Raw genomic sequence first — 23,404 nt, 5'->3', positions numbered from 1 at the left:
GCAAGTCGAACAGAAAATTCCTATCTTGGAATATACTAACCTATCCAATATACACTAATCCGTATGTATAACAACTATCATATACAGTAGTTATGGTTGTGAAATAATACGAGGTGCCGCTACCTTGAACACTTCACGAAGCAATGGTAAGAAACGACCTTCAATGAGGGTACGATTCCGTTCACTTTTCGTAATTAACCATAAAGCAGTACCATTGTACTTCACACTAATTAAACTGTTAATGTACTGATTAAAATCGGATTCACCCATTTTTTCCTGTAATTCCAACAACAAAGCACGAATCGGCTCCCCTTGGTACTCTGGACGCTCTAAAACCGGTGTAAATACAACCTCATACACAGAATCACTATACTGTTGTGGACCTGCAGAACTTTCAAAATTCATAACTAACCTCCTATGCACTATATGTGGCAATATATGTCGTAAATTGATTATACCCTATAATCTTATCTTTTTGTAGCCTTCCAATGACTAAGGATATACCTATCTCTTGTGCATCTGCAAACTCCTGTATATCACGAATACTCAACTTAGATTGATTCGCAAATGTATGATATGCCTCTGAATCAATTAACCAATTGCCTGCTACGGTGTCAGCTATACTTTCATCATTCCTGTAAAGGCCCTCTACCCTATGTAGGTGTCCTTCCATAACGTGCACCAATTCATGATATAGGGTAAACCAAAATACATCCGCTCGCTTTTGTCGCAGTGTAATACCTACTACGATTTTTTTACTACTTTCATCAATAAAAGACAATCCTTGTAAAAATGCCCCTGGAATATGTGGCACTAATACCAAAGCAACACCACATCGAGCTAATAGTGTCTGTATCTCTTCAAAGAAATCAAAGCTTTCATACTTAGTATATTGTTTTAACCTGTGTAAGGCCTTATCTATTTTATCCTTTTTATAGGTATCTACAGAAATACTTCTAGCCTCCAACTTAGCATACTGAGCTATCACTAATTTTGCACGCATAGCTTTATCAGTATCTCCCAATTGGCGACAAGCAATCGGCCATATACGTATATCATCTAATAAGCTCAAATTAGCCACTTCAAAAAACTGACATAAGTTCACATGCTTATCTACATGATTGCTAGCTTTCTCAACCATATGAACTTTTACCATGTCATTGTACGGAAAACTGTTAATAAAGTTAATTTCCTTATCAGCCAAATTTTCCGCCTCAACCTTACGTAGATCTTCTCGATACAAAGTTTCTAAACGATTCCAAAATCGAGCTGGCACCCCTAACACACGTTCCAATCGATTTGCCACCTCATTGGTTAAACTTACCTTGCCGTTCAGCAAATTGCTCACATGTTTTTCCGACATCGACATACGTAAGGCAAACTCCTTTTGACTCATATATCGCATATCTAATTGCTCTCGTATCGATTCACCTGGTGGAACCGCAATATATGATTTACTGTCCATATTTCGCCCCTTATTGCATCACTTTTTATGGTAATCTGTTATCTCCATTATTTTTACAACTTTAATTTGTTTAGTATCATCATCCTTAATAAAAATCAACCGAAATGGTTGCACCAAATCTACTGCATACTCTCCAAATCTATCACCTACCAATGCATGGCATCGCCCAATTTGATATTGTATCATTTCCTCTACAGAATCAGATGCCCTAATCTCATTAATCCTAAGTTTAATTTTATTAGCCATATCAATCCCATAAGATTTTACCGAAAATTTTTTATCTTCACATATTTTTTCTAATTTTCTAGTTTTATATACTATATTCAAAGCATCACCTGCCTTAAAGTTAATAAATTAACCTTATAGGTTAATTTTAACACTTCAGATGTTATATAGCAATATTAAGTACACCAAATAAACACAAAAAGGACGGCTATCACCGTCCTTTCTATGTTACTCTCAGTATAAGAAAGTTTATACTTCATATCCTAGTTATATACCATCTTAGCATATATTCCTATCTCTGACGTCTCGGAAATCTCCGCATATACTCGCCCATCAATCGTTTATCTAATCTTTTATAGGCACGAACCACCCCTCGGCGAATCGTTTTATTATAGACCGCAGTAATTATCCATACGAGGATGAAAGCACCCAATATATCCCCAGGATAATGGTTGCCTACAAACACGCGAGAAAAGCCTACGAGGATAGAGCCATAGACCATCTTTGTTCCCAAACTCCAATGATAGAACAAGATACCGCTAGCAATGGCCATAGTCCCCACTGCATGATCGCTAGGAAAACTAGCATCCGCTGCATGAGACACGATAAGATTCACTTGGTGATCCACAAATGGTCGATTTTCGTAGAACATAGACCCTAGAATAAAACTACCAATAAGACAAAGCACTAAGAGCACCCCTGTGGCGAAACTTTCACCACGAAGTTTGAAATTGCCTTGTCGGAATCCTTTCACATATAACCAGCCTAAAATAAGTATATAGAGATATGGAATCAGTTTAGAGCTAAGTATCATCAATGCATCTATGATGGCAAGCTTGTTCGCCATGCCATTGATAATAGAAAATAACCAATCATTCATCATAACACCTTCCGTTTCTTGTAGAAATGATATGAATAATACATATAGATATATTATATCATGGTTCCTAGGGATTGTAATGTGCAGATTATAATTGATTGTGGGGCAAACCTAGTCACTCTTATCCCATATGTTCTTTTCGTACATACTATCTCCCTTACCATACATACTATCTTCTCTATCCGTATACATCACGAATCATCGTCTGTAAAAGTCTAAGATATAAATACGAAAAAATCTACCATGGTAAATAGTATATCTAAATACTACTCTATGGTAGACATTATCTATAAATAAGTCTTTCTCTGTGGAAAGTAAAAGAACCCCCGAAGAGGTTCTTTTGTATAACATATGCTGTTAGTAGATTAGAATTGGTAGTTAAGATCTACACCATAATAATTCGGAAGTTTTTCACCATCTTGTCTCTTGCTTTGATATCCAGCATATACAGATACCCCAGCATTCTTAGCTAGTGTATAATCCACTGTCGCCAACCACCCTTTATAGTCGGCACGCCCACTCTCATCAAATCCAACTCTATGTGTCGGTGTATTCCATGTTGTATATTTTACAAATGTTTCTCTTTTAAAGTTAAAATATTGTACTTTTACTCCCCAAGTGCCCTTTTTAGTAATATCTGCATTACCATAACCGATGCCTGCCGTCCAAGCTTCGCCACTAGCCCCTTGAGATACCTTTCTGACATATTCCCCACCTAACCAAATATTATGGTGATGACCAAGTTTAAGATCTAATGATGTTCCAAATATATCTGTAGTTCTCTTAGTTTCCACCCCATTATTTTTTGAACCGTGACGATCTACATAAAAGCCTTTAAGTTCAGCATTATCACTTGGGCGATAGTTTAATTGATACACAGACACTTCTTTATCATTTGATTTTACATACCCAAGAGCTAAAATAGCATCAAGTTTTTTGGTTTCATGTTTAAGCACAAGCCCTCTTAGATCCTCATCATAAGATAAGCCATTTCCAATGACATAATCAAATTTACCAATTGTTACTGTATCATGTTGATTCAATTTATATTGAATATAAGCTTCATCTATGCCATTTCCTTCATCACCTTGTGGTCCACCTGAGGACTGCTCAGGAGAAAACGTAGTATCTCCGGAGAAAAGACGTACAGCTACTTTTGTTTTATCATTTGCTTCTGCTTCAAATTTCACACGAGCTCGATACGTAAATCCAGACTTATCAAATGAGGTATTTTTTGTGCCCTTAAAATCTATATTTCTATATCTTACACGCGCATCCCCACTAAATTTAAAGTTCCCTACTTGATCTTCTAATTTATTCACACGAACGCCAAATGCTTGTAATTCGTTAGCGAATTCTATAGCCAAACGTTGGATAGTCGCTTTTTGCTCTGCTGTCACTTCATCTTTATGCGCATCGGCTCTAGCGATCATTTGCGCCATTTCATAACGAGTGATGTTGCGTTGCCCTTTGAAAGTCCCATCAGGATAGCCTTCGATAACGCCTTCTGCAGCTAAACGTTCAACGGCTTGGTACGCCCAATCTTGCGCTGTTACATCGGAAAATGGGTGCGCTGCGAAAGCAGATGTCACACCTAGTACAGCTGTCGCTGCTAACACGGCTACATATTTTTTCATAATTTATACCTCACATATAACCCTACTACATAAATATAAAATAGGTACAATACATTATCATTTTAATATCCATATATTTGTAAATGGAGTTTCCCTGTTTCCTCACATGCAAATACATATCATCAAACATTTTCCTATACCTATTTCTATTGACTTTATCTTATCACAATGCCACTGTAAATACAATTCATTGTATATCATATTTTAACATTTTGATTAATGAAAGTTTATTTTGACATCATATCTATTTATGCATACATATCTAGCATGATGAATAAAATCAAGTTAGATGAAAGTACCATGAAGAATATATCCCTTACTATACCAGCCCAATGCAACAGCAGCTTACTACCTAGTTGTATATAGGAATCTTAATATGGCTATAGACAAAAAAAGAACCCCCGAAGGAGTTCTTTTTTATATGTATAACTAACAAATTAGAATTTGTAGTTAAGTTCTGCACGGTAAGATTCAGGTTTTTCTTTGTTAGCTTGATCTTTAGTGTCGATTGTTGCGTAAGCGGAAAGACCTACGTTTTTAGCTACTGTGTAGTCTACAGTTGCTAAAACACCTTTTTGACCTTTTTTTACAAAGTTCCAAGTGCTAGAGTAGATTGGAGCACCATCTTTTACATCAAAGTATTGTGCTTTTACGCCCCAAGTACCAACTTTAGCTTTATCAGCTTCGCCATAGCCTAAACCTGCAGTCCAAGCTTCGCCATTAGCACCGGATTGTTCAGCACGTACATACTCACCACCAATCCATGCTTTGTTATGACCAGCGAAGTTTACATCTACTGCTGCACCATGGAAGTCTTTTTCTACTTTACCAGCTTTATTGTTATGGAAGTCTACTGCATAACCTTTTACAGCTACATTTTCTACAGGCATGTAGTTTACTTGGTAGGAGTTTACTTCATGATTTTCAGCAGCAGTTTTAGCTGTTTTGAACACAGAACCATCAGCACCTGCTAAGATATAGCCGTAACCAACTGTTGCATTCAATTTATCTTTACCAGCTGTTGCTACAACACCTTCAAAAGTATCATCATATGCTAAACCGTTACCAACTGTTAAGTCTTGACGACCTGCAGTTGCCGTTACATATTGACCGAAGTTGTGTTGAACATATACTTGATCAGCTTCTACTGCTGGAGCACCCGCCGCACCAAATTCTTTTTCAGCTGCGATACGAACTACTGCTTTAGTATTATCATTCACAGTTGCTTCGAATTTTACACGACCACGGTATTCAAATTTAGATTCACGAGCATCATTTTCGCCTGTGTAACGAAGACGAGCATCACCAGTGAATTTGAAGTTGCCTACTTTGTTTTCCAATGTATTCACTTTCACGCCTAAGTTGTTCAATTCAGCGGAGAATTCGTTAGCTAAACGGTTGATGATAGCATTTTGTTCAGCGTCAACACGATCTTGACGAACTAAAGCTTTAGCTACCATTTGAGCCATTTCATAACGAGTGATGTTGTTTTGGCCTTTGAAAGTACCATCTGGGTAACCGTTAACGATACCTTGGGAAGCCAATTGAGCTACTGCTTGGTATGCCCAATCTTGTGGAGTTACATCGGAGAATGGGTTTGCTGCGAATGCAGAAGTAACACCCAATACTGCTGTTGCAGCCAATACTGCTAAATGTTTTTTCATGATAATTACCTCTCATTGAAAAATAAAAAATATAAACCTATCGCCTACATTCAGGTAGATTGCTTATATCCTCATATTACTTTTCCATGGAGTGTCCACGTTTCCTCACATTGTAGTAACACAATTCAATAATTAATCCACACTATCTGTATTTGATATGTACATATAATATCACAGTAGATGTTTAAATGCAATCTTTTTCACTTTTTTAAACATTATGTGTACTTATAATTTTCACCTATATAGGTATCAAAGCAACATGATCGGGGCTTAATCAAATGTAAAGCTCGGTTACATAAATTGGCTCTATAATACGTCTCAAGTCTACTTATATACGATGTACCATCATTGATTTCATAGTAACTCCCATTATATTTGCAATCAATATATTGATGCTAGCTACTTATAATAGCACCTATTTACTTAGAATTACTTCTAGCCTCTTCCATATTGCAAAACACAAAAAAAGAACCCCCGAAGGAGTTCTTTTTCATATACACTATCCAATTAGAATTTGTAGTTAAGATCTGCACGATAGAAGTTGGAAACTTTGTTACCTTCTTGATCTTTTGCATCGATAGTAGTGTATGCTGCTAAACCAACATTGTCAGCTACTGCATATTTACCTTGTACAGACCAAGTTTTTAAGTTTTGGTTAGCTGGAGCCCAGTAAGTAGAAGCAAATACCGGTGCAAATTCACCTAAGCTAGTGTATTGCGCTTTCAAGGACCAAGTACCTTGTTTTTTCATATTGTAGTTACCATATGTAACACCTGCAGTCCAAGCATTAGAATGTTTAATTTCTCTGAATTTTGCAAATTCGCCATCAACAGCTACTTTAGATCCTAATTTAGCATTTGCATGTACGCCATAGAAGTCTAAAGATTTATCTTTAAGTGCTGTACCTACTGGAGCTAACACTGTACGAGAGAACGCTTCAGTTGCATCAGTAGCTCCTACTCTAGTATAGAACGCACCTGCTTTTACATCTTTACCTAGTTTACCGTTTACTTGGAAAACTACTAATTGTGCATTATCTTTTTGTTCTTCGTTGAACAAAGGAGCTTTTGTAACGATAGTATCAGTTTCATTCCCAGCTACCATTTTGAATGCCATATCAGTTGCATAACCATATGCTACGGATGCATTCAATGTATCTTTACCAAACTTTACTGCAGCACCTTCAAAGTCGCTATCATAAGTTAAGCCATTGCCGATAAATAAGTCTTGACGACCTACTGTAGTTGTTGCATATTTACCAAAATTGTGTTGTACATATACACGATCGATAGATGTAGAAGGGCTTCCTGCTGCACCAAATTCTTTGCTAGCTGCTACACGTACTACTGCTTTTGTGTTATCGTTTACAGTTGCTTCGAATTGTACACGGCCACGGTAGTCAAAATTAGATTTATTATTTGGCGTAATTGCCTCATTGCCCTCTTTATCTAATTTATAAGTATATGTGTCTGTATCATTACCAGTGTAACGTAAACGAGCATCACCAGTGAATTTGAAGTTGCCTACTTTGTTTTCCAATGTGGAAACACGTACGCCTAAGCTGTTCAACTCAGCGGAGAATTCATTAGCTAAACGGTTGATCACAGCGTTTTGTTCAGCGTCAACTTGACCTTGACGAGTCATAGCTTTTGCTACCATTTGAGCCATTTCGAAACGAGTGATGTTGTTTTGACCTTGGAAAGTTCCATCTGGGTAACCGTTAACGATACCTTGGGAAGCCAATTGAGCTACTGCTTGGTATGCCCAATCTTGTGGAGTTACATCGGAGAATGGGTTAGCTGCGAATGCAGAAGTCACGCCCAATACAGCTGTTGCTGCCAATACTGCTAAATGTTTTTTCATGATAATTACCTCTCAATGAAAATAAAAAAATACACGTAACCCAAGTGTCAATCTTGGTCGTGCATTCTTTCTAACAATCTTTCAATGGAGTATCCTTGTTTCCTCACATCTATATAGTTTTGAAATTCTACAATACCTTAATATATCCACCTGGATTATCTCTATATTACCATAAAACATCTTATTATTGCAAATAACACAAAAAAAGAACCCCCGAAGGAGTTCTTTTCTATAGTCATTCTAAGATTAGAATTTGTAGTTTAATTCTGCACGGTAGTAATCTGGTAATTCATAACCATCTAAGTTTTTACCACGTAATTGTGCGTTTAATGTTAAACCTACGTTTTTAGCTACTGCGTAGTCTACAGTACCTAACCAACCACGGAAATCATATGTGGAAATTGCAGGTAAGTTCCATGTTGGAGCTGTTGCTACAGACTCTTCGCCTAAACGGAAGTATTGAGCTTTCACACCCCAAGTGCCTGGTTTAGCGATGTCATATGTGCCATAACCAACGCCTGCAGTCCAACCTTCACCTGCTTCCCCGCGGCTTTCAAAACGAGCGTATTCGCCACCAACCCAAACTTTGTTGTGTGGGCCGAATTTTGTATCTACAGCAGCACCGAAATAGTTTTCGGACAAGTCACCATGATAGTTTACATAATATGCTTTAGTATCTACGTATTTACCTAATTTAGCGTTAACTTGGTATGTAGTTACTTCAGGAGTTTTACCTTCGCCTAATACTGCTTCATCTAAATCGCCATCAAGCATATGACCGTATGCAACAGTTGCATTTAAGTGATCTTTACCAACAGTAGCTTGTGCACCTTCAAATGCTCCATCATATGTAAGACCGCTACCGATTACTAAATCTTGGCGACCTACTGTAGCTGTAGCATATTTACCGAAGTTATGTTGAACATATACTTGATCTACAGTTGTTTCAGGGTTGCCTGCTGCACCAAATTCTTTATCACCAGCTGCTAGACGAACTACTGCTTTAGTATTGTCATTTACAGTTGCTTCGAATTGTACACGCGCACGGTAGTCGAATTTAGAACGTTTAGGAGATGTGCTGTCTTCTTCATTTACATAAAGATTTTCTTCTGTATGAGAACCTTGGTAACGAAGACGAGCATCACCAGTGAATGCAAAGTTACCTACTTTGTTTTCCAATGTGGAAACACGTACGCCTAAGTTGTTCAACTCAGCGGAGAATTCGTTAGCTAAACGGTTGATGATAGCATTTTGTTCAGCGTCAACTTGACCTTGACGAGTCATAGCTTTTGCTACCATTTGAGCCATTTCGAAACGAGTGATGTTGTTTTGACCTTGGAAAGTTCCATCTGGATAGCCGTTAACGATACCTTGGGAAGCTAATTGAGCTACTGCTTGGTACGCCCAATCTTGTGGAGTTACGTCAGAGAATGGGTTAGCTGCGAATGCAGAAGTCACACCCAATACTGCTGTTGCTGCAAGTACTGCTAAATGTTTTTTCATGATAATTACCTCTCAATGAAAATAAAAAATAACCTAATATCCCTAGGATAGACTAATGATATTGGTTACTTTCTCATCGAGTTATATAAGAGTGTCCATGTTTCCTCTTTTTGTTCAACTTTGATTTCACCAATACCTTTACTATATCCACCTAGATATTTATTTTATGGTACCATACTATCTAATGAATTGCAAATAATATTTAACTTTTTCTATATCATACAGTCCTTGTTATACATAGGGTTCCTATCAATTCTTTATCCTATGTAAAGCAAAAAAAGAACCCCCGAAGGAGTTCTTTTTTTTGATCCACTACCGCCTTAGAATTTGTAGTTGATTTCTGTGCGAACAAAGTTAGGTACTTCATGACCTTGTTTGTCTTTGGAATCAATTGTTGCATACGCAGCTAAACCAACATTGTTAGCAATCGCATATTTACCACTTACCATCCAAGCTTTATAGTTTTGAGTGAATGGTGTTACGAATGTTGTAGAGAAGATTGGTGCATAGCTATCATAGTTAAAGTATTGTACTTTCGTCATCCATGTACCTGCTTTAGCCATGTTGTAATGACCATAGGATAAGCCCGCTGCCCAAGCATTAGAATGTTTAATGTCTTTGAATCGAGCAAATTCGCCTTCTACTTTTACATCTTTACCTAACATAGCATCTGCATGGAATCCATAAGAATCAAGGCTATCACCTACTGTTGGACGATCTTCCATTGGAACACCAACGAAAGCACCTAATACATTTGCTTGTCCTTCTAACATAGCATCTATTTGATGACCGTTTACTTTTGCATAGTAACCACCCACATTCACAGGGCCCACTTTACCATTTAATTGTAGTACAGTTAATTCAGGGCTTGCTTTACCGTCCTCACCCATAATGGATGCTGTGAAACGTTGTGCTGGATGCATCACAGTTTCTTTTTTGTCTGCACCTTTTGCAACTACTTCAGAAGTCATACCTTTGACAGCATTAAATCCTAAACCTGCTGCATAACCATATGTAATACCTGCATTCAACGCATCTGTACCTACTGTAGCAGTTACACCATCGAATGTATCATCATATGTCATACCTGCACCAAACGCAACATCATGACGACCAGCAGTTACAGTAGCATATTTACCGAAGTTATGTTGTACGTATGCAGTATCTACTGTTACATTTGTACTATCTGCACTACCAAATTCTTTATCGGCTGCTACTACACGGATACCTGCTTTTGTATCTTTGTTTACTGTGGCATCAAAGTTGATACGTGCACGGTAGTCGAATTTAGAACGATCTAGCATACTTGCATTTTTGAATAAACCAGTAGTAGCTTTATCTAATGCCATAGTTTCGTCAGCTAATTTTTTTTCTGCTGCTGCTACTTTTTCAGTTTTCTCTTTTTTATCTGTCTCAGTGGCTTTCGCCAAGGCATCTTTAGCATCTTTAAGTTCTTTTTCTGCCGTTGCTAAATTAGCTTCATGATCTTTAATTACTTTATAGTTTGCACGTACCGCTTCTTTTTCTTTATCTAATGCTTCACCTTTTAAGCCAGCACCATCGCGAACTGCAATTTTATATACGTCCCCATCTAATTGTCTATAACGCAAACGAGCATCACCAGTGAATTTAAAGTTGCCTACTTTGTTTTCCAATGTGGAAACACGTACGCCTAAGTTGTTCAATTCAGCGGAGAATTCGTTAGCTAAGCGGTTGATAATCGCATTTTGTTCAGCGTCAACTTGACCTTGACGAGTCATTGCTTTTGCAACCATTTGAGCCATTTCATAACGAGTGATGTTGTTTTGTCCTTGGAATGTGCCATCTGGGTAACCATTCACGATACCTTGGGATGCTAATTGAGCTACGGCTTGGTACGCCCAATCTTGTGGTGTCACATCAGAGAAAGGATTTGCTGCAAATGCTGAAGTCACACCCAATACTGCTGTTGCTGCTAATACTGCTAAATGTTTTTTCATGATACTACTCCTTTTCTAAAAAAGAAACCATAGATTGAGTAGTTCTGATACGTATCGACACTAGCCTATGCATTGGGAGTATCCATGTTACCTCTCTTGACACGGCAAAGTATCAACAATCACTATCATTCTCTACTCTTGTGACAAGCGTAACATAAATTATTCAATTTGTAAATTTTTAAAAGTCTTTTAAAATGGATATACTTTTTCATTTGTTAATCTTTTTATAAATGTATGAAAAGTATATAGCTAACCCATTAAGAACTGTTACTTTCGCTCTTCTAGTTCTAACCAACGCAATGTACTCATCTCTAGCTCTTCGACTGCTTGTTCACGGTCTCGTACCGTACTTTCAATAGCACTATAATCACTGCCACCTTGCGCAATCATCGCATCATAGGCTTTCACCAAACCTTCTAGTTCAGAAATTCTAAGTTCTAGCTGTGCTAACTCAGCCTCTTCACCTAAGGTCAGTTTCTTTTTAGGTATATTTGTATCTTGCCCTATCCTATCCACGGTATTACTTTCAGTAGTAGGTGTCGGATCAGTCATATCCCTATCTACAGTACCATCCTCTGTATTTAGGCTGTGACTTTCATGATCCGTGCGTGATTTGGAAACAGTACTGTTGGTGCCTACTTCCACAGCATGGCGTAACACACCTCGTTTTGTATCGCCACCAATGGACTTGGTTTCATCCGCTTCATAGTCGGAATAGCCCCCATGATACACCTCAATGTGACCTGCCCCAGTGAATACAAATAGCTTGTCCACCACACGGTCCAAAAAGTATCGATCATGGCATACGGTAATCACGATGCCACTGTAGGAGTCCAAAAAGTCCTCTAACACTTCTAAGGTAGGAATGTCTAAATCATTGGTCGGTTCATCTAAGAGGAGCACATTGGGTGCATCCATTAAAATGCGAAGCAAAAACAATCTACGTTTCTCCCCACCCGACAGTTTACGGATAGGCAACCCATGATGGGAGGGAGGAAATAAAAAGCGTTCCAACAATTGTCCTGCGCTCAAAGAGCTGCCATCTGGTAGGTGCAAGTAGGAACGATTTTCTCGGATGTAATCCAGCACACGTTGGTCTTCTTTAAATACCGGGAGGGTCTGTGAAAAGTAGCCAATCTTGACGGTTTCCCCTCGCCCCATTGTTCCCTGTGTTGGTGTTAACTCACCTTGGAATAGTTTCATCAATGTGGTCTTGCCAATGCCATTAGGACCTACGATGCCAATGCGATCATGGCGCACCATATGATACGTAAAATCTCGAATCACGTCGCGACCTGTATCGTAGGAAAAGGATATTTTTTCTATATCAAAAATAGTGTTACCTAAACGAGAAGCTAGTACAATAGGATCTACGGTGCCTGTTTTTTGTCGTTTTTCCATTGCCTTCAATTGCTCAAACCGTTGCAATCGAGCTTTTTGCTTAGTTGTACGGGCTTTCGCTCCACGACGCACCCATTGTAATTCACTGGCAATCAGTTTCCGTCTTTTTTCCTCGATGGCATCTAATTGTGCTTCTCGTTCTTCTTTTAGCGATACGTAAGTTTCATACGTTTCTTGAAATTCATAAATGGTTTGGTTCGATAATTCCCAAATGGTATTGCATACGGCATCTAAGAAATAGCGATCGTGCGTACTTAGTAACACCGCCCCTTTTCTATCTTTCAAATACAATTCCAACCACTCAATGGTGGCTTCATCCAAATGGTTTGTAGGTTCATCCAGCAATAATAGGTCACAAGGGTACACCAAGGCTCTTGCCAACGCCAACCGACGTCGCTGCCCGCCTGATAAATTCTTTGCTAGTCCATACACATCGTGAAAGCCTAAGCGGGTTAGAATCATCTTCGCTTCTTGCTCTACAATCCAACCTTCTTCTTCATCCATTCGTGCCAACAGTTTCATGTACGCTGGAGACTCTGGCTCCTCCAAGGCTCTTTCAAAGTCTCGTACTAAGGTTAGCTTTGGGAGCTCTCCTAATAAGACATTATCTAGTAACGTCCCTGACTCATCGATATAAGGATCTTGTTCCAATCGATGAATCGTGGCCTTTCCATTGCGTTCGATATCGCCCTTATCTGGCTCTGCCGTCCCTTCTAGGACTTGTAATAGCGTGGTCTTTCCCGTTCCATTCACTCCAATAAGACCAATTCGATGGTGCGAAGCAATGGTGACATTGACATCTTTAAATAGCAACCGAGTGCCATATGATTTTTCTATTTGTTGTAAGGTTAAAATATTCATATGCCTATGTATATTTCCTTTCTCATATTCTCCCAAGTATAATGATATTTTTTTACATCCCTGTTTCTGTTTAGTTTGTATGAATGAAAAGGAGTTGTATCGAAATGTACTTGTACATGTTCGTTACAACCCCTTTTTATATTCAAGCTTTATAAAATATAATAAACCACTCATCCTCTAGCTTCAGCTATGTTTTCTCTATACTTCTTCTCAACCTTGTCTATCACCATTTTATATAATTCGGGATACTCTTTCTTTATATTAACAATAATTTTTGTAATAGCCGCATGATGAGTCACTGTTTGTTTATGCGATCTTATATACGAGATACAAGATAGATTCATCAATGGATAATCCGTAGGTACTAACCTTACATCATATTCTAAATCAATACATTTACTATGTGAAACTTTTGACACAGGTAAAGTAACCCAATCATTTTGTCCTGCCTCGGCTATGACAAGGCTGGGGCGATACTTAAACTTATTTTTTCTAAGTTTCACGTCATAATACGGAAATATTGCTAAACAAAAATCGCCAATCATCACATAACCTCCGCATCATCAAATTCATCATAATACATATCGTATACTGAGTCATAAGGTCGAATCTTTTGAGCATCCTTATATATGTCTTCAATTTTTATTATGTGATTACCATTTTCTAATGGGGCTACTCCTATACGTGCTTGTTTCCATGAATATTCTTGATGTGATAAATCACTTAACTTCCACGATTCAAATCCCCCATATTGATGTATGATATTATTAACGATATATTGATTTTCACTGGCTAATTCTTTTTCATCTACAAACGATAACCCTTCATCTGTAAAATAATTGCGAACTACAGGGCTCACAGGGCCATACTTCCACCCTTCTAAATCTTCCTTAAACATAGGATATCCAGTAATAGCAATTGTTTCTCTTTGAACAAAATAAAGAAGCTTATGTAGTTTCAGTTCATCGATGGTAACACCAGAGACATATTTGTACCGAGTAATTATATAATTAGCAACATCTAATACTTTTTCCATGGTAATACCTCCTTTTTAATTATCATATCTAAATTTTATAACTTTGTAAACAGTGATTCTTCCATTGACACACCTACTTTCATAGATTAGAATAAACGTAATATGCGTATTAATTACAAGGAGGTTATCATGGACACTGACACGGTTCAGCAAGAGTTTGAAAATATTGGTTTTGAAATTGTAGAAGTTGATGAACGAGACGTACTGTTATACGAGCTATCGGATGGTAGCGAAGAGGAAGCTGGTCAATACGCCATTGTTTCTGATGATGATGGTCGCATTCCTACATCAATGGATACGCCTATTATTGTATCCGTGTATGATGATAATGATACATTTCAATGGAGTGTAACGCTTCCAAATGGTGACGAGTTGAAAGATTTATTCTTACGTGTGGAAAGTGCGGAAGAATTACTAGATACATTACAAGAGATTCGCCAAGAAAATATTGAACGTTATGATTCTGAAATGGACTCCTATACTGAATAAGAGCACAAAAAAGACAAAACAGATACTCTCTGTTTTGTCTTTTTTTATGTATGAATCATTTTTTGACAGGCTTTGACAATTTCTTCAGCGCCATCCACTTGCCATGCTTTGGCCGCTTCATGCATGGCCTGTAATCGTTCTTGATTCTGTAATAACGCCCCGACTACATCATCGAGGTTCTCGATATGGCGAGCCCATTTACCACAGCCTTTTTGTTCTAACAATTCTGCATTGGCTTCTTCTTGCCCTGGAATAGCATTAAAGAAGACCATTGGTACTCCAATAGTAACCCCTTCCATACAGGTCAGTGCCCCTGGTTTAGTCACGAGCAATGTCGCTTTTCGCATCAGGTTAGGGATCTCATTGGTGTAGCCATAAATATAAATAGGTCGTTCTAAGGAATCCTTGATACGATGTAAGGAATTGTAGAGAGCATCATTTAATCCTGCTACCACATGAATTTCATCAATGCCTGGCACCTTATCTAAGCGTTGTAACGCCTCTTCTACACAGCCTAGGCCTAATCCGCCCCCCATGAGAAGGATCCGTTTACATGACTCACTACCATAAGGCTCTGTTAAAGGCTCGTAAAAGTGTCGCATAATCGGTATGCCTGTAACATGAATTTTTTCAAGGGGCACTTCCATATTTAATAGTTCGTATACCATAGCAGGCGTAGCTACATGGTAGGCATCTACTTCCTCATAGCGCCAAAATTGATGGGCTGCAAAATCTGTCATCACAGCCGCAATGGGAATATCGATTTTCTTATGCCGTTTGAGTACACTGGCTGCGCCGCAAGGAAATGGATGGGTACACACGATTAAATCGGGTTCTTCTTTTTGAATGAGTTTTTCCATACGGTTCTTCAGCATCCAAGATACCACCGTTTGGGCTACGCTGCCCTTCCATTCCCCTCCAGACCAACGATAGACAATATCATAGAGGAATGGAAAAAAATCTAGCATTTTAAAATAGGTTTCTTTCAATAAATTATCAAAAGAAAAGGTATCTTTTCCCAAGAAGTCCACATGGTGTATCTCAGCTGTCGGATCTTGTTGTTCCCAATATTCTTGAATGGCCAATGCCGCTTGTGTATGCCCCGTGCCAATCGAAGCCGATACAATTAAAATGCGCTGTCCCATGCGACCTCCTTTCCTTAGATAGCCTCTAACCTATTCCTTGCCCTTTGAGTAGAACTCAGTCACATATTACATTACTCCTATTCTATCACAATTTAAGAGAGATACAAAACTTTCCACCCCCCTTTTACCGATTCTATCCAAATGAAGCATTCCTGTATTAACGTAAACTACGACTGTAATATGTATGACTTTTTTATGGATAGCTGTTTATAAAAAAAGAGCCCTAACCAATGTGTTAGAGCTCTAATTAGTTCGTATCAATTATTTTTTGCGAACTGGTGTAGCTGGACCATTCACAAGATCTTTTAATTGTTTACCTGCTTTGAAAGCTGGAGATTTGGAAGCAGGAATTTGAATTTCTTCTTTAGTTTGTGGGTTGCGGCCTGTACGAGCAGAACGTGTACGAACTTCGAAAGTACCGAAGCCAATTACTTGTACTTTTTCTTCTTTTGCTAATGCTTCGCCGATTGTATCGAATAAAGCTTTTACTGCTTTTTCAGCATCTTTTTTTGTCAACTCAGCTTTTGCTGCAACACTTGCGATTAATTCAGTTTTGTTCATGATGAACCTCCCTTAAAAATAGTATTCTTTTAACTTAATCATTCGATTAAAGTTTCACCTTTGCCGCTTCCCAAAATTCATCAAGTTCGCCGAGAGTAAAATCCTCCCATTTTTTTCCACTCCGTAGCACCTCTTGTTCTACGTAAGAAAAACGCTGTATAAACTTTGTATTCGTGCGGTGTAGTGCATTTTCTCCGACTATTTTATACCATTTAAACAGATTTATCAAGGAAAAAAGTACATCTCCCCCCTCTTCTTCTGCTTTTTCTAGGTCTTTTTTGAATATTTCTCGTTTAAATTCATCTATTTCTTCATAAAACTTGGCCCACACACCTTCTTCACTAGGCCAATCGAAGCCTACCTTACTCGCTTTTTCTTGTAATTTTTGCGCTCGTAGTAAGGCAGGTAAACCTGGTGAAATTCCATCCAGTATGGACGTTCGTTCATGGCCTTTTTCTTGGGCTTTCAATTCTTCCCATGTAGCCAATGTATCGCCTATGGTTTCACGATCAGCGCGTTGGAACACATGGGGATGACGCCGTACCATTTTAGCCGTAATATCATCTACTACATCCTGCATCGTAAAATGTCCATTTTCCTCAGCTACTCGTGCATGAAAGACGATTTGTAATAATAGGTCGCCCAATTCTTCTCGCAGGTGGTCTATATTTTTTTCATCAATGGCTTCTAAGGTTTCGTAGACTTCTTCTAATAGATATCTACGCAAGGAACTATGGGTTTGTAATTTATCCCAAGAGCACCCCTGTGGGCCTCGTAGCTCAGCCAATACATCTACTATAGGATCTAATGTAAACTCACTCATTTCTCGCTCGCTCATGATGACCTACCTTTCTTCATTGTTTTCTTTCCTAATACCACTAACTCTTGCAACGTGATCGTCTTTGTCAGACTCAATGCGACCACATAGAAGATAATCCCCACCAAAATAGAGATGACAACCGCAATAGTATTGGACAGCATGGTGCTCATAAAATTATATACCATCGCTGTTCCACCGCCCATCGCCAAGGACGAAAATAAGATTTTTCCTACTTCTGTGAAAGCCACATGGAACTTAGCAATTCTATACAACACATAGACATTGACGAAGGCAGCTAATCCAAAGTCCACATTAGTGGCCCAAGCCGCTCCTTCAATTCCCCATAGGGGTGTCAAATACAAGTTAAGTAAGACTTTCACAGCCGCCCCCAAGAGCAATGTCCACATAGGCAACGCGGTCCGCCCTAATCCTTGCAAGGCTCCTGTTGTGATTTGCTGCAATCCCAAGAGCCAAATGCTGGCACTAAGCACAGCAATAGCACCCCCTGCATGAGGGGTATTGAACATCATCATAGAAATGGGGGTGGCTAATACACACAGCCCCACAAAGGCCGGTATAGTTACTAAATTGGTCATACGCAAAGCAGTTTCCATGCGATGGTGTATTTCCTCTAGATCTGCCTGTAAGTCTAATCTTGAAATAGCTGGTACAAGGCTAGTAGCCAAAGACATAGTCACGATAACTGGCAAACTAATTAAAGACGTTGCCATGCCCGTGAGGTACCCAAAGGCCGTAGTTGCCTCTTCTTTTCCATAGCCAGTGAGCATCAACTGCTGTGGTACGAGCCATAAATCGATAGCGCCGATTAAGGGAATCATAATGTTCGCAATGGCCACTGGAAATGCGAGTAGTATCAATTCTTTAATAATTGCCTTCGGTGATTCTAAAGGAGCAGATCTCATGATAGGTTGTGTCTTACGTTTATAATAGTACAACAGTACTAAGAGACCTAAAGTGACACCAATACTAGATGACAGTGCTGCACGGCTCGAGGCTAACTCAATTCCCTGTGGCAAGAAATACATAGCCGCCCCTACCATAACAATAACGCGAGCTAGCTGTTCACAGACTTGGGAAATGCCTGTAGGCAACATATTTTGAAAACCTTGAAAATAGCCCCGAAAGCAAGCCAATATAGACACGATGACAATAGCCGGCGCCACCGCCACCAAGGCACCTTCCGCACGACTATCGGTAATCACCCCTGCCTCTATGATATACGGAATGGATCCGTAAAAGGTGAGACTCAGTAAAGAACCTATGATTCCCATCGTAATAAGAGCCACTTTGAAAATATTTCGGGCCCCACGCATATCGCCTTGTCCTACTTTACGTGCCACCATAATGGAAATGGCCACCGGTAACCCAGCAGCTCCAATACTGATGATTAATTGATATAAGGAGTAGGCCATTTGATACAACCCTACGCCCTCACCACCGAGGATACGAGCTACAATGACTTTGCTGATGGCACCAATGACCTTAACCAACAACCCTGCTATGGTCAAAATCATAGCCCCTTTCATAAACCCTGTCATTTTACACCTCCTGCGGAAGCTTTCGCTCAAATTCGGTAAGCACTTGTTCTACTTGGCGAATGACACTACCCTGTTGTACCTGATAGGCCCATACCGTAGGCGATGATCCACGATGTTTCATATGTTTCCACACATCTTCACTGATGGCGCCCATATCCCAGTCCGACATTTTCGATTCATCTTGCCAAGTACAGATGATTTGGTCCTCTCTTCGGACGATACTCTTCATCCCCAATGCTCGCGCTCGCTCTTTAATAGCGGCTAGCTTAATCAATCGCTCTACTGGTTTGGTAGGCGATCCAAAACGGTCAATTAATTCATCTATAAAATCATCTAATCCTGCTTTCGTATTGATTTGTAATAACCGTTGGTATACAGATATTTTGCGCGCTTCATCGTGGATATAGGCACTATCTATGAATGCATCGATACCTACATCCACCACAGGTGCTGGTAATGGTCGTTCTGGCACCTCTTTTTGCTGTGCTTTTGCGATAGCTTCTTCTAACATGGCTGCATACATAGCAAAGCCCACAGCTGCGATATTACCATGTTGTTGAGCCCCCAATAAATTACCGGCTCCTCGAATTTCCATATCCCGCATGGCTAATTTAAATCCTGCCCCTAGCTCTGTAAATTCTTGAATGGCTTTCAGACGTTTTTCTGCACTTTCATTCAATACTTTTTCAGGACGATACATAAAATACGCATAAGCCCGTTGGCTAGAACGGCCCACACGTCCACGCATTTGATACAGCTGTGAAAGTCCCAAGTGGTCTGCATCGTAGATAATAATCGTATTGGCATTAGGAATGTCTAATCCTGTTTCAATGATGCTCGTACACAGCAACACATCGTATTGACCTTCCGTAAAGTCTTGCATAATATGTTCCATCATTGTCCCTGCCATCTGACCATGGGCCACCGCAATTCTAAGGTCAGGCATAGTTCGTTGCAGCTGTTCTTCCATATGGGTAATGGATTGCACCTTATTATATACAAAATATACTTGTCCGCCTCGCTGTAATTCACGGCGTATAGCTTCTGTCACCACCTGCATATCAAACTCTACTACGTAGGTTTGTACTGGCAATCGTTCCATCGGTGGCGTATGGATGACGCTCATTTCTCGCACGCCTACTAAAGACATATGCAAGGTTCTTGGAATTGGAGTCGCACTGAGCGTTAAAATATCGATATTGGTAGCCCATTGTTTCCATTTTTCCTTTTGTGCTACTCCAAATCGTTGCTCTTCATCAACTACTAGTAATCCCAATCGTTTAAACTGGATCTGCTTACTTAGTAAAGCATGTGTACCGATTAAGATATCGATATGTCCTTCTTGAACCGCTTTCATAATCTCTTTTTTTTCTTTTGCAGAACGGAATCGGTTTAATACTTCCACTAGAATACCAAATTGGGAAAAGCGATGCACGAAATTTTTATGATGTTGTTCAGATAATACCGTAGTCGGTACTAACATGGCCACCTGCTTACCACTCATAACGGCTTTAAACATAGCTCGCATAGCCACTTCTGTTTTACCAAACCCTACATCACCACATAATAGTCGATCCATCGGTCTAGGGGACTCCATAGATGTTTTAATCTCTTGGATGGCTTGCAATTGATCTTCCGTTTCTTCATAAGGAAATTGATCTTCAAACTCTCGTTGCCATGGTTGATCGGGTAAAAATGCAAAGCCTTCGATGAGCTCTCGCTTAGCATATAACTCCACTAGGGTATCTGCTAAATCATCAATCGATTTTTGGGCTTTTGTTTTTGTCTTAATCCATTCCTTACCACCCATCTTATGAAGCTTCGGTGTAACGCCTTCATTGCCGATATATTTTTGTAATTGGTCCAAATGGTCTGCTGGCAAGAATAAGCGGTCTGTCCCTGCATAATCGATTTCAATATAATCTCGATGGATGCCTTCCGTTTCAATGGTTTTCAATCCACGATACTTACCAATACCATGGATGCTATGCACCACATAATCACCTACAGTGATGTCGGTAAAATACTTAATCTCCTGCCCTTTATCTACTTTCTTCCGAATTTTTTTCTTCTGAAAGCCAAAGATATTTCCCTCCGTGATGACAGTCAAATTGGCATGAGGCAGTTCAAATCCTTCGGATAAGATACCATCTATGATTAATACAGCAGGAGCTGTCCATTCCCATGTGTCTCGATGTACATAGGAGATACTATTTTCTAGTAATGCACCCTCAATGGCTTCTCTTCGCTGTTGGTTATGTAACACTAATACTATCTGCCGATCTAAAGAAGCATTGAACTTGATATCATCTATAAGCATAGGGATTTGTCGCTCATAGGAAACAATACTTTTACCCATCATTCCTATCGTAGATGGCTTACCCCATCCTGTAGAGCGTTGCATCATGGTAAATAAAGTTGTTGTGGTTGCTTCTGAGGATGCTTTCCATTCTTTCCAATCCATATATAGCTCAGCATTAGAAGTATCTTCTAAATGGATTTTACGGATTGCTTCTTCTAATCGTTTCGGCTCATCCAGCAAAAGCAAGGCTTCCTTCATAAAGGACAGTATAGATGCTGTTGTTTCTTGTGCCTCTATATGAATGGGTAATACCATACATTCCTCAGCATCTTGAATCGATCGCTGCGTATCTACATTAAACTGACGAATCGTATCTACTGTATCCCCGAAGAACTCAATTCGAAATGGGGAGTCACATTGAATAGGATAAATATCTATGATATCTCCACGCACGCTAAAATGACCACGATATTCCACCTGGTCCACTCGTTCATATCCAATACCTACTAGAGATGCTAATAGCTCCTCTTGTGGTATATCTTGTTCTATTCCAATGGTCACAATGTTCTCAAGTAAGCTGTTAGGGTCTGTCACATATTGAGCGGCTTCTTCCATTGTAGCCAATACAATGACTGTCTTTCCGAGAGCCAATGACCCTAATGATTCCATCTGCTTCGCCTGTGTATCTAGACTCTTTGCAGTCCACTGTGAAAGCGTCCGATCCACGATTGGAAACGATAGTACTTGTACATCTGGCAAGAGACATTGCAAATCTCGTTCCCACATTTCTTTATGTGCCTTATCGTGTGTAACAATCACTGTAGGACGATTTGTCTTTGACAGTATTGCTTGGCTATATATAAATGACTTTTGTGACCCACCTAATCCATAGATTTGTGTCGTTCCTTTCTTATGAAAGGCATCTATGGTGTCTTTCATCGTTCCTGTTATATCTAATATAGGCCTATATGTCATGGACATATATCATTCCTTTCTTTAACACACCCGTAGTCAATGCTATATTGGTATGTTTCTTTATTGTGTACTTATTATATATAATGTATGTTTCTTCATTGTTTACTTATTATACAATGTATATTTCCAATATCGTCTTTTTTTACCCCTTAGCTCGGTTTAAATAATGTATGATACTACAGAAGTAATATATCGTACTCCTTGACTCTATATAAGTTAGATTTTCTTATTCATGTCTTTTGAAAGAAAGTGAATCTAGTTTATGTATGTAAGAGTATCGCATACAAAAAAGGGCTATAGATATCTATAGCCCTTATGATTATTCTAAATTTTCTTTAATCGCCGTATTTGTGGATTCTTCAATATAATGAAGGGCTGCATATATTAAATACGCACCTACAGTAAGACCGAAGAAAAAGGCTTTGAATATTTCTTTGTTCCAACGAGTTTCACGTAATCCGGAAACTGCAGATGCTAAAAAGCTTAAATCTGTAACTTTCATAGCAACCTCCTTGTATCAATACTTTAATTTGCAATGCTTTGCACTGCATATAGCAAAAAAAGCGAATATCTACTATTCGCTTATTTCTGAATTGGTGCGGGAGAAGGGACTTGAACCCCCACGCCAATGGCGCCAGATCCTAAGTCTGGTGCGTCTGCCAATTCCGCCACTCCCGCATAAGATGGTGACCCAGGAGGGATTCGAACCCCCGACCTTTTGATTCGTAGTCAAACACTCTATCCAGCTGAGCTACTGAGTCATATTAAATTGAGTTGGCAGGGGCAGTAGGACTTGAACCCACAACCAACGGTTTTGGAGACCGCTACTCTACCAATTGAGCTATACCCCTATCTTTACGACTTTATCAGTATAACGTAAAGTTGATACTTTGTCAAGTGATTCTTGTAGCAGAACCAAGGTATTTAGCTGGGCTAGCCGAAGCTAGCCCTCCGCTAATGCAAATCAGCAACTTCCTATCCTCCCAGGCCGTTTCCAGCCAAGTACTTTCGGCGTTTACGAGCTTAACTACTGTGTTCG

At 39.3% G+C, this 23,404-nt stretch carries 19 protein-coding genes and 3 tRNA genes; 1 reads left to right on the top strand and 21 read right to left on the bottom strand.

Translation table 11 applies throughout. From position 1 onward, the window contains the following. Positions 1–90 precede the first annotated feature (90 nt). The 12 genes from EO122_RS07180 to EO122_RS07125 form a co-directional block, all read right to left on the bottom strand. Positions 91–405 (bottom strand): hypothetical protein, encoded by a 315-nt coding sequence (locus EO122_RS07180; protein ID WP_127009984.1) that lies wholly within the window; start codon positions 403–405, stop codon positions 91–93. Positions 406–415: 10 nt separating this feature from the next. After that, positions 416–1,465, bottom strand: coding sequence for a helix-turn-helix domain-containing protein (locus EO122_RS07175; RefSeq protein WP_127009983.1), 1,050 nt, complete (start codon positions 1,463–1,465; stop codon positions 416–418). Between the two features lie 18 nt (positions 1,466–1,483). Further along, positions 1,484–1,792, bottom strand: a complete 309-nt coding sequence (locus tag EO122_RS07170) for a type II toxin-antitoxin system RelE/ParE family toxin (RefSeq protein WP_127009982.1) — start codon at positions 1,790–1,792, stop codon at positions 1,484–1,486. Positions 1,793–1,982: 190 nt separating this feature from the next. After that, a complete protein-coding gene (locus tag EO122_RS07165; protein ID WP_127009981.1) occupies positions 1,983–2,573 on the bottom strand; it encodes a phosphatase PAP2 family protein in 591 nt (196 codons plus the stop codon). A gap of 362 nt (positions 2,574–2,935) precedes the next feature. Beyond that, on the bottom strand, positions 2,936–4,207 hold the full coding sequence (locus EO122_RS07160; RefSeq protein ID WP_127009980.1) for a putative porin: 1,272 nt from the start codon (positions 4,205–4,207) through the stop codon (positions 2,936–2,938). A 437-nt stretch (positions 4,208–4,644) separates the two neighbouring features. Beyond that, complete coding sequence (locus EO122_RS07155; protein WP_127009979.1) at positions 4,645–5,871, bottom strand: S-layer homology domain-containing protein; 1,227 nt, start codon at positions 5,869–5,871, stop codon at positions 4,645–4,647. A gap of 507 nt (positions 5,872–6,378) precedes the next feature. Next, complete coding sequence (locus tag EO122_RS07150) at positions 6,379–7,734, bottom strand: S-layer homology domain-containing protein (RefSeq protein ID WP_127009978.1); 1,356 nt, start codon at positions 7,732–7,734, stop codon at positions 6,379–6,381. A 246-nt stretch (positions 7,735–7,980) separates the two neighbouring features. Next, positions 7,981–9,237: an S-layer homology domain-containing protein gene (locus EO122_RS07145; RefSeq protein WP_127009977.1), complete on the bottom strand. Its 1,257-nt coding sequence runs from the start codon at positions 9,235–9,237 to the stop codon at positions 7,981–7,983. Positions 9,238–9,557: 320 nt separating this feature from the next. After that, positions 9,558–11,216 carry an S-layer homology domain-containing protein gene (locus EO122_RS08385; RefSeq protein ID WP_164725985.1) on the bottom strand — a complete coding sequence of 553 codons (1,659 nt, stop codon included), beginning with the start codon at positions 11,214–11,216 and terminating at the stop codon, positions 9,558–9,560. A gap of 267 nt (positions 11,217–11,483) precedes the next feature. After that, entirely contained in the window at positions 11,484–13,478 is a 1,995-nt protein-coding gene (locus EO122_RS07135) for an ABC-F family ATP-binding cassette domain-containing protein (protein WP_127009976.1), read from the bottom strand. Between the two features lie 170 nt (positions 13,479–13,648). After that, the gene (locus EO122_RS07130) at positions 13,649–14,023 is read right to left on the bottom strand and encodes a hypothetical protein (RefSeq protein WP_127009975.1); all 375 of its coding nucleotides are present in this window, start codon (positions 14,021–14,023) and stop codon (positions 13,649–13,651) included. Continuing rightward, entirely contained in the window at positions 14,023–14,514 is a 492-nt protein-coding gene (locus EO122_RS07125; protein ID WP_127009974.1) for a Panacea domain-containing protein, read from the bottom strand. The genes EO122_RS07130 and EO122_RS07125 overlap by 1 nt, the downstream gene beginning before the upstream one ends. 129 nt (positions 14,515–14,643) lie before the next feature. On the opposite strand from EO122_RS07125, the gene EO122_RS07120 reads away from it, so the two are divergent. Further along, a complete protein-coding gene (locus EO122_RS07120) occupies positions 14,644–15,003 on the top strand; it encodes a hypothetical protein (RefSeq protein WP_126937967.1) in 360 nt (119 codons plus the stop codon). A gap of 44 nt (positions 15,004–15,047) precedes the next feature. Here EO122_RS07120 and EO122_RS07115 read toward each other — a convergent pair whose 3' ends face one another. The 9 genes from EO122_RS07115 to EO122_RS07075 all read right to left on the bottom strand — a co-directional run bounded on the left by EO122_RS07115 (position 15,048) and on the right by EO122_RS07075 (position 23,216). Next, on the bottom strand, positions 15,048–16,148 hold the full coding sequence (locus EO122_RS07115; protein WP_127009973.1) for a glycosyltransferase: 1,101 nt from the start codon (positions 16,146–16,148) through the stop codon (positions 15,048–15,050). A 261-nt stretch (positions 16,149–16,409) separates the two neighbouring features. Next, positions 16,410–16,709, bottom strand: coding sequence for an HU family DNA-binding protein (locus EO122_RS07110; protein ID WP_126937965.1), 300 nt, complete (start codon positions 16,707–16,709; stop codon positions 16,410–16,412). Positions 16,710–16,755: 46 nt separating this feature from the next. After that, positions 16,756–17,547, bottom strand: a complete 792-nt coding sequence (mazG, locus tag EO122_RS07105) for a nucleoside triphosphate pyrophosphohydrolase (protein ID WP_127009972.1) — start codon at positions 17,545–17,547, stop codon at positions 16,756–16,758. Continuing rightward, the gene (locus EO122_RS07100) at positions 17,544–19,088 is read right to left on the bottom strand and encodes a polysaccharide biosynthesis protein (RefSeq protein ID WP_127009971.1); all 1,545 of its coding nucleotides are present in this window, start codon (positions 19,086–19,088) and stop codon (positions 17,544–17,546) included. The genes mazG and EO122_RS07100 overlap by 4 nt, the downstream gene beginning before the upstream one ends. 1 nt (position 19,089) lies before the next feature. Further along, entirely contained in the window at positions 19,090–22,371 is a 3,282-nt protein-coding gene (mfd, locus tag EO122_RS07095; RefSeq protein ID WP_127009970.1) for a transcription-repair coupling factor, read from the bottom strand. A gap of 313 nt (positions 22,372–22,684) precedes the next feature. After that, a complete protein-coding gene (locus tag EO122_RS07090; protein WP_009353527.1) occupies positions 22,685–22,867 on the bottom strand; it encodes a hypothetical protein in 183 nt (60 codons plus the stop codon). 92 nt (positions 22,868–22,959) lie between these two features. After that, positions 22,960–23,043, bottom strand: a tRNA-Leu gene (locus tag EO122_RS07085). A gap of 6 nt (positions 23,044–23,049) precedes the next feature. Further along, a tRNA-Arg gene (locus EO122_RS07080) sits at positions 23,050–23,126 on the bottom strand. 14 nt (positions 23,127–23,140) lie between these two features. Beyond that, positions 23,141–23,216, bottom strand: a tRNA-Trp gene (locus EO122_RS07075). Between the last annotated feature and the right edge of the window lie 188 nt (positions 23,217–23,404).

Source organism: Veillonella sp. CHU110 (genome assembly GCF_003992255.1).
Taxonomy (GTDB): domain Bacteria; phylum Bacillota; class Negativicutes; order Veillonellales; family Veillonellaceae; genus F0422.
This window is presented reverse-complemented; position numbering and strand designations above follow the sequence as displayed.

What these genes read in the sequence shown, in the direction of transcription:
- EO122_RS07180 (WP_127009984.1), bottom strand. Translation starts at nt 405, where the DNA reads ATGAATTTTGAAAGTTCTGCAGGTCCACAACAGTATAGTGATTCTGTG.
- EO122_RS07175 (WP_127009983.1), bottom strand. Translation starts at nt 1,465, where the DNA reads ATGGACAGTAAATCATATATTGCGGTTCCACCAGGTGAATCGATACGA.
- EO122_RS07165 (WP_127009981.1), bottom strand. Translation starts at nt 2,573, where the DNA reads ATGATGAATGATTGGTTATTTTCTATTATCAATGGCATGGCGAACAAG.
- EO122_RS07160 (WP_127009980.1), bottom strand. Translation starts at nt 4,207, where the DNA reads ATGAAAAAATATGTAGCCGTGTTAGCAGCGACAGCTGTACTAGGTGTG.
- EO122_RS07155 (WP_127009979.1), bottom strand. Translation starts at nt 5,871, where the DNA reads ATGAAAAAACATTTAGCAGTATTGGCTGCAACAGCAGTATTGGGTGTT.
- EO122_RS07150 (WP_127009978.1), bottom strand. Translation starts at nt 7,734, where the DNA reads ATGAAAAAACATTTAGCAGTATTGGCAGCAACAGCTGTATTGGGCGTG.
- EO122_RS07145 (WP_127009977.1), bottom strand. Translation starts at nt 9,237, where the DNA reads ATGAAAAAACATTTAGCAGTACTTGCAGCAACAGCAGTATTGGGTGTG.
- EO122_RS08385 (WP_164725985.1), bottom strand. Translation starts at nt 11,216, where the DNA reads ATGAAAAAACATTTAGCAGTATTAGCAGCAACAGCAGTATTGGGTGTG.
- EO122_RS07135 (WP_127009976.1), bottom strand. Translation starts at nt 13,478, where the DNA reads ATGAATATTTTAACCTTACAACAAATAGAAAAATCATATGGCACTCGG.
- EO122_RS07130 (WP_127009975.1), bottom strand. Translation starts at nt 14,023, where the DNA reads ATGATTGGCGATTTTTGTTTAGCAATATTTCCGTATTATGACGTGAAA.
- EO122_RS07125 (WP_127009974.1), bottom strand. Translation starts at nt 14,514, where the DNA reads ATGGAAAAAGTATTAGATGTTGCTAATTATATAATTACTCGGTACAAA.
- EO122_RS07120 (WP_126937967.1), top strand. Translation starts at nt 14,644, where the DNA reads ATGGACACTGACACGGTTCAGCAAGAGTTTGAAAATATTGGTTTTGAA.
- EO122_RS07115 (WP_127009973.1), bottom strand. Translation starts at nt 16,148, where the DNA reads ATGGGACAGCGCATTTTAATTGTATCGGCTTCGATTGGCACGGGGCAT.
- EO122_RS07110 (WP_126937965.1), bottom strand. Translation starts at nt 16,709, where the DNA reads ATGAACAAAACTGAATTAATCGCAAGTGTTGCAGCAAAAGCTGAGTTG.
- mazG (WP_127009972.1), bottom strand. Translation starts at nt 17,547, where the DNA reads ATGAGCGAGCGAGAAATGAGTGAGTTTACATTAGATCCTATAGTAGAT.
- EO122_RS07100 (WP_127009971.1), bottom strand. Translation starts at nt 19,088, where the DNA reads ATGACAGGGTTTATGAAAGGGGCTATGATTTTGACCATAGCAGGGTTG.
- mfd (WP_127009970.1), bottom strand. Translation starts at nt 22,371, where the DNA reads ATGTCCATGACATATAGGCCTATATTAGATATAACAGGAACGATGAAA.
- EO122_RS07090 (WP_009353527.1), bottom strand. Translation starts at nt 22,867, where the DNA reads ATGAAAGTTACAGATTTAAGCTTTTTAGCATCTGCAGTTTCCGGATTA.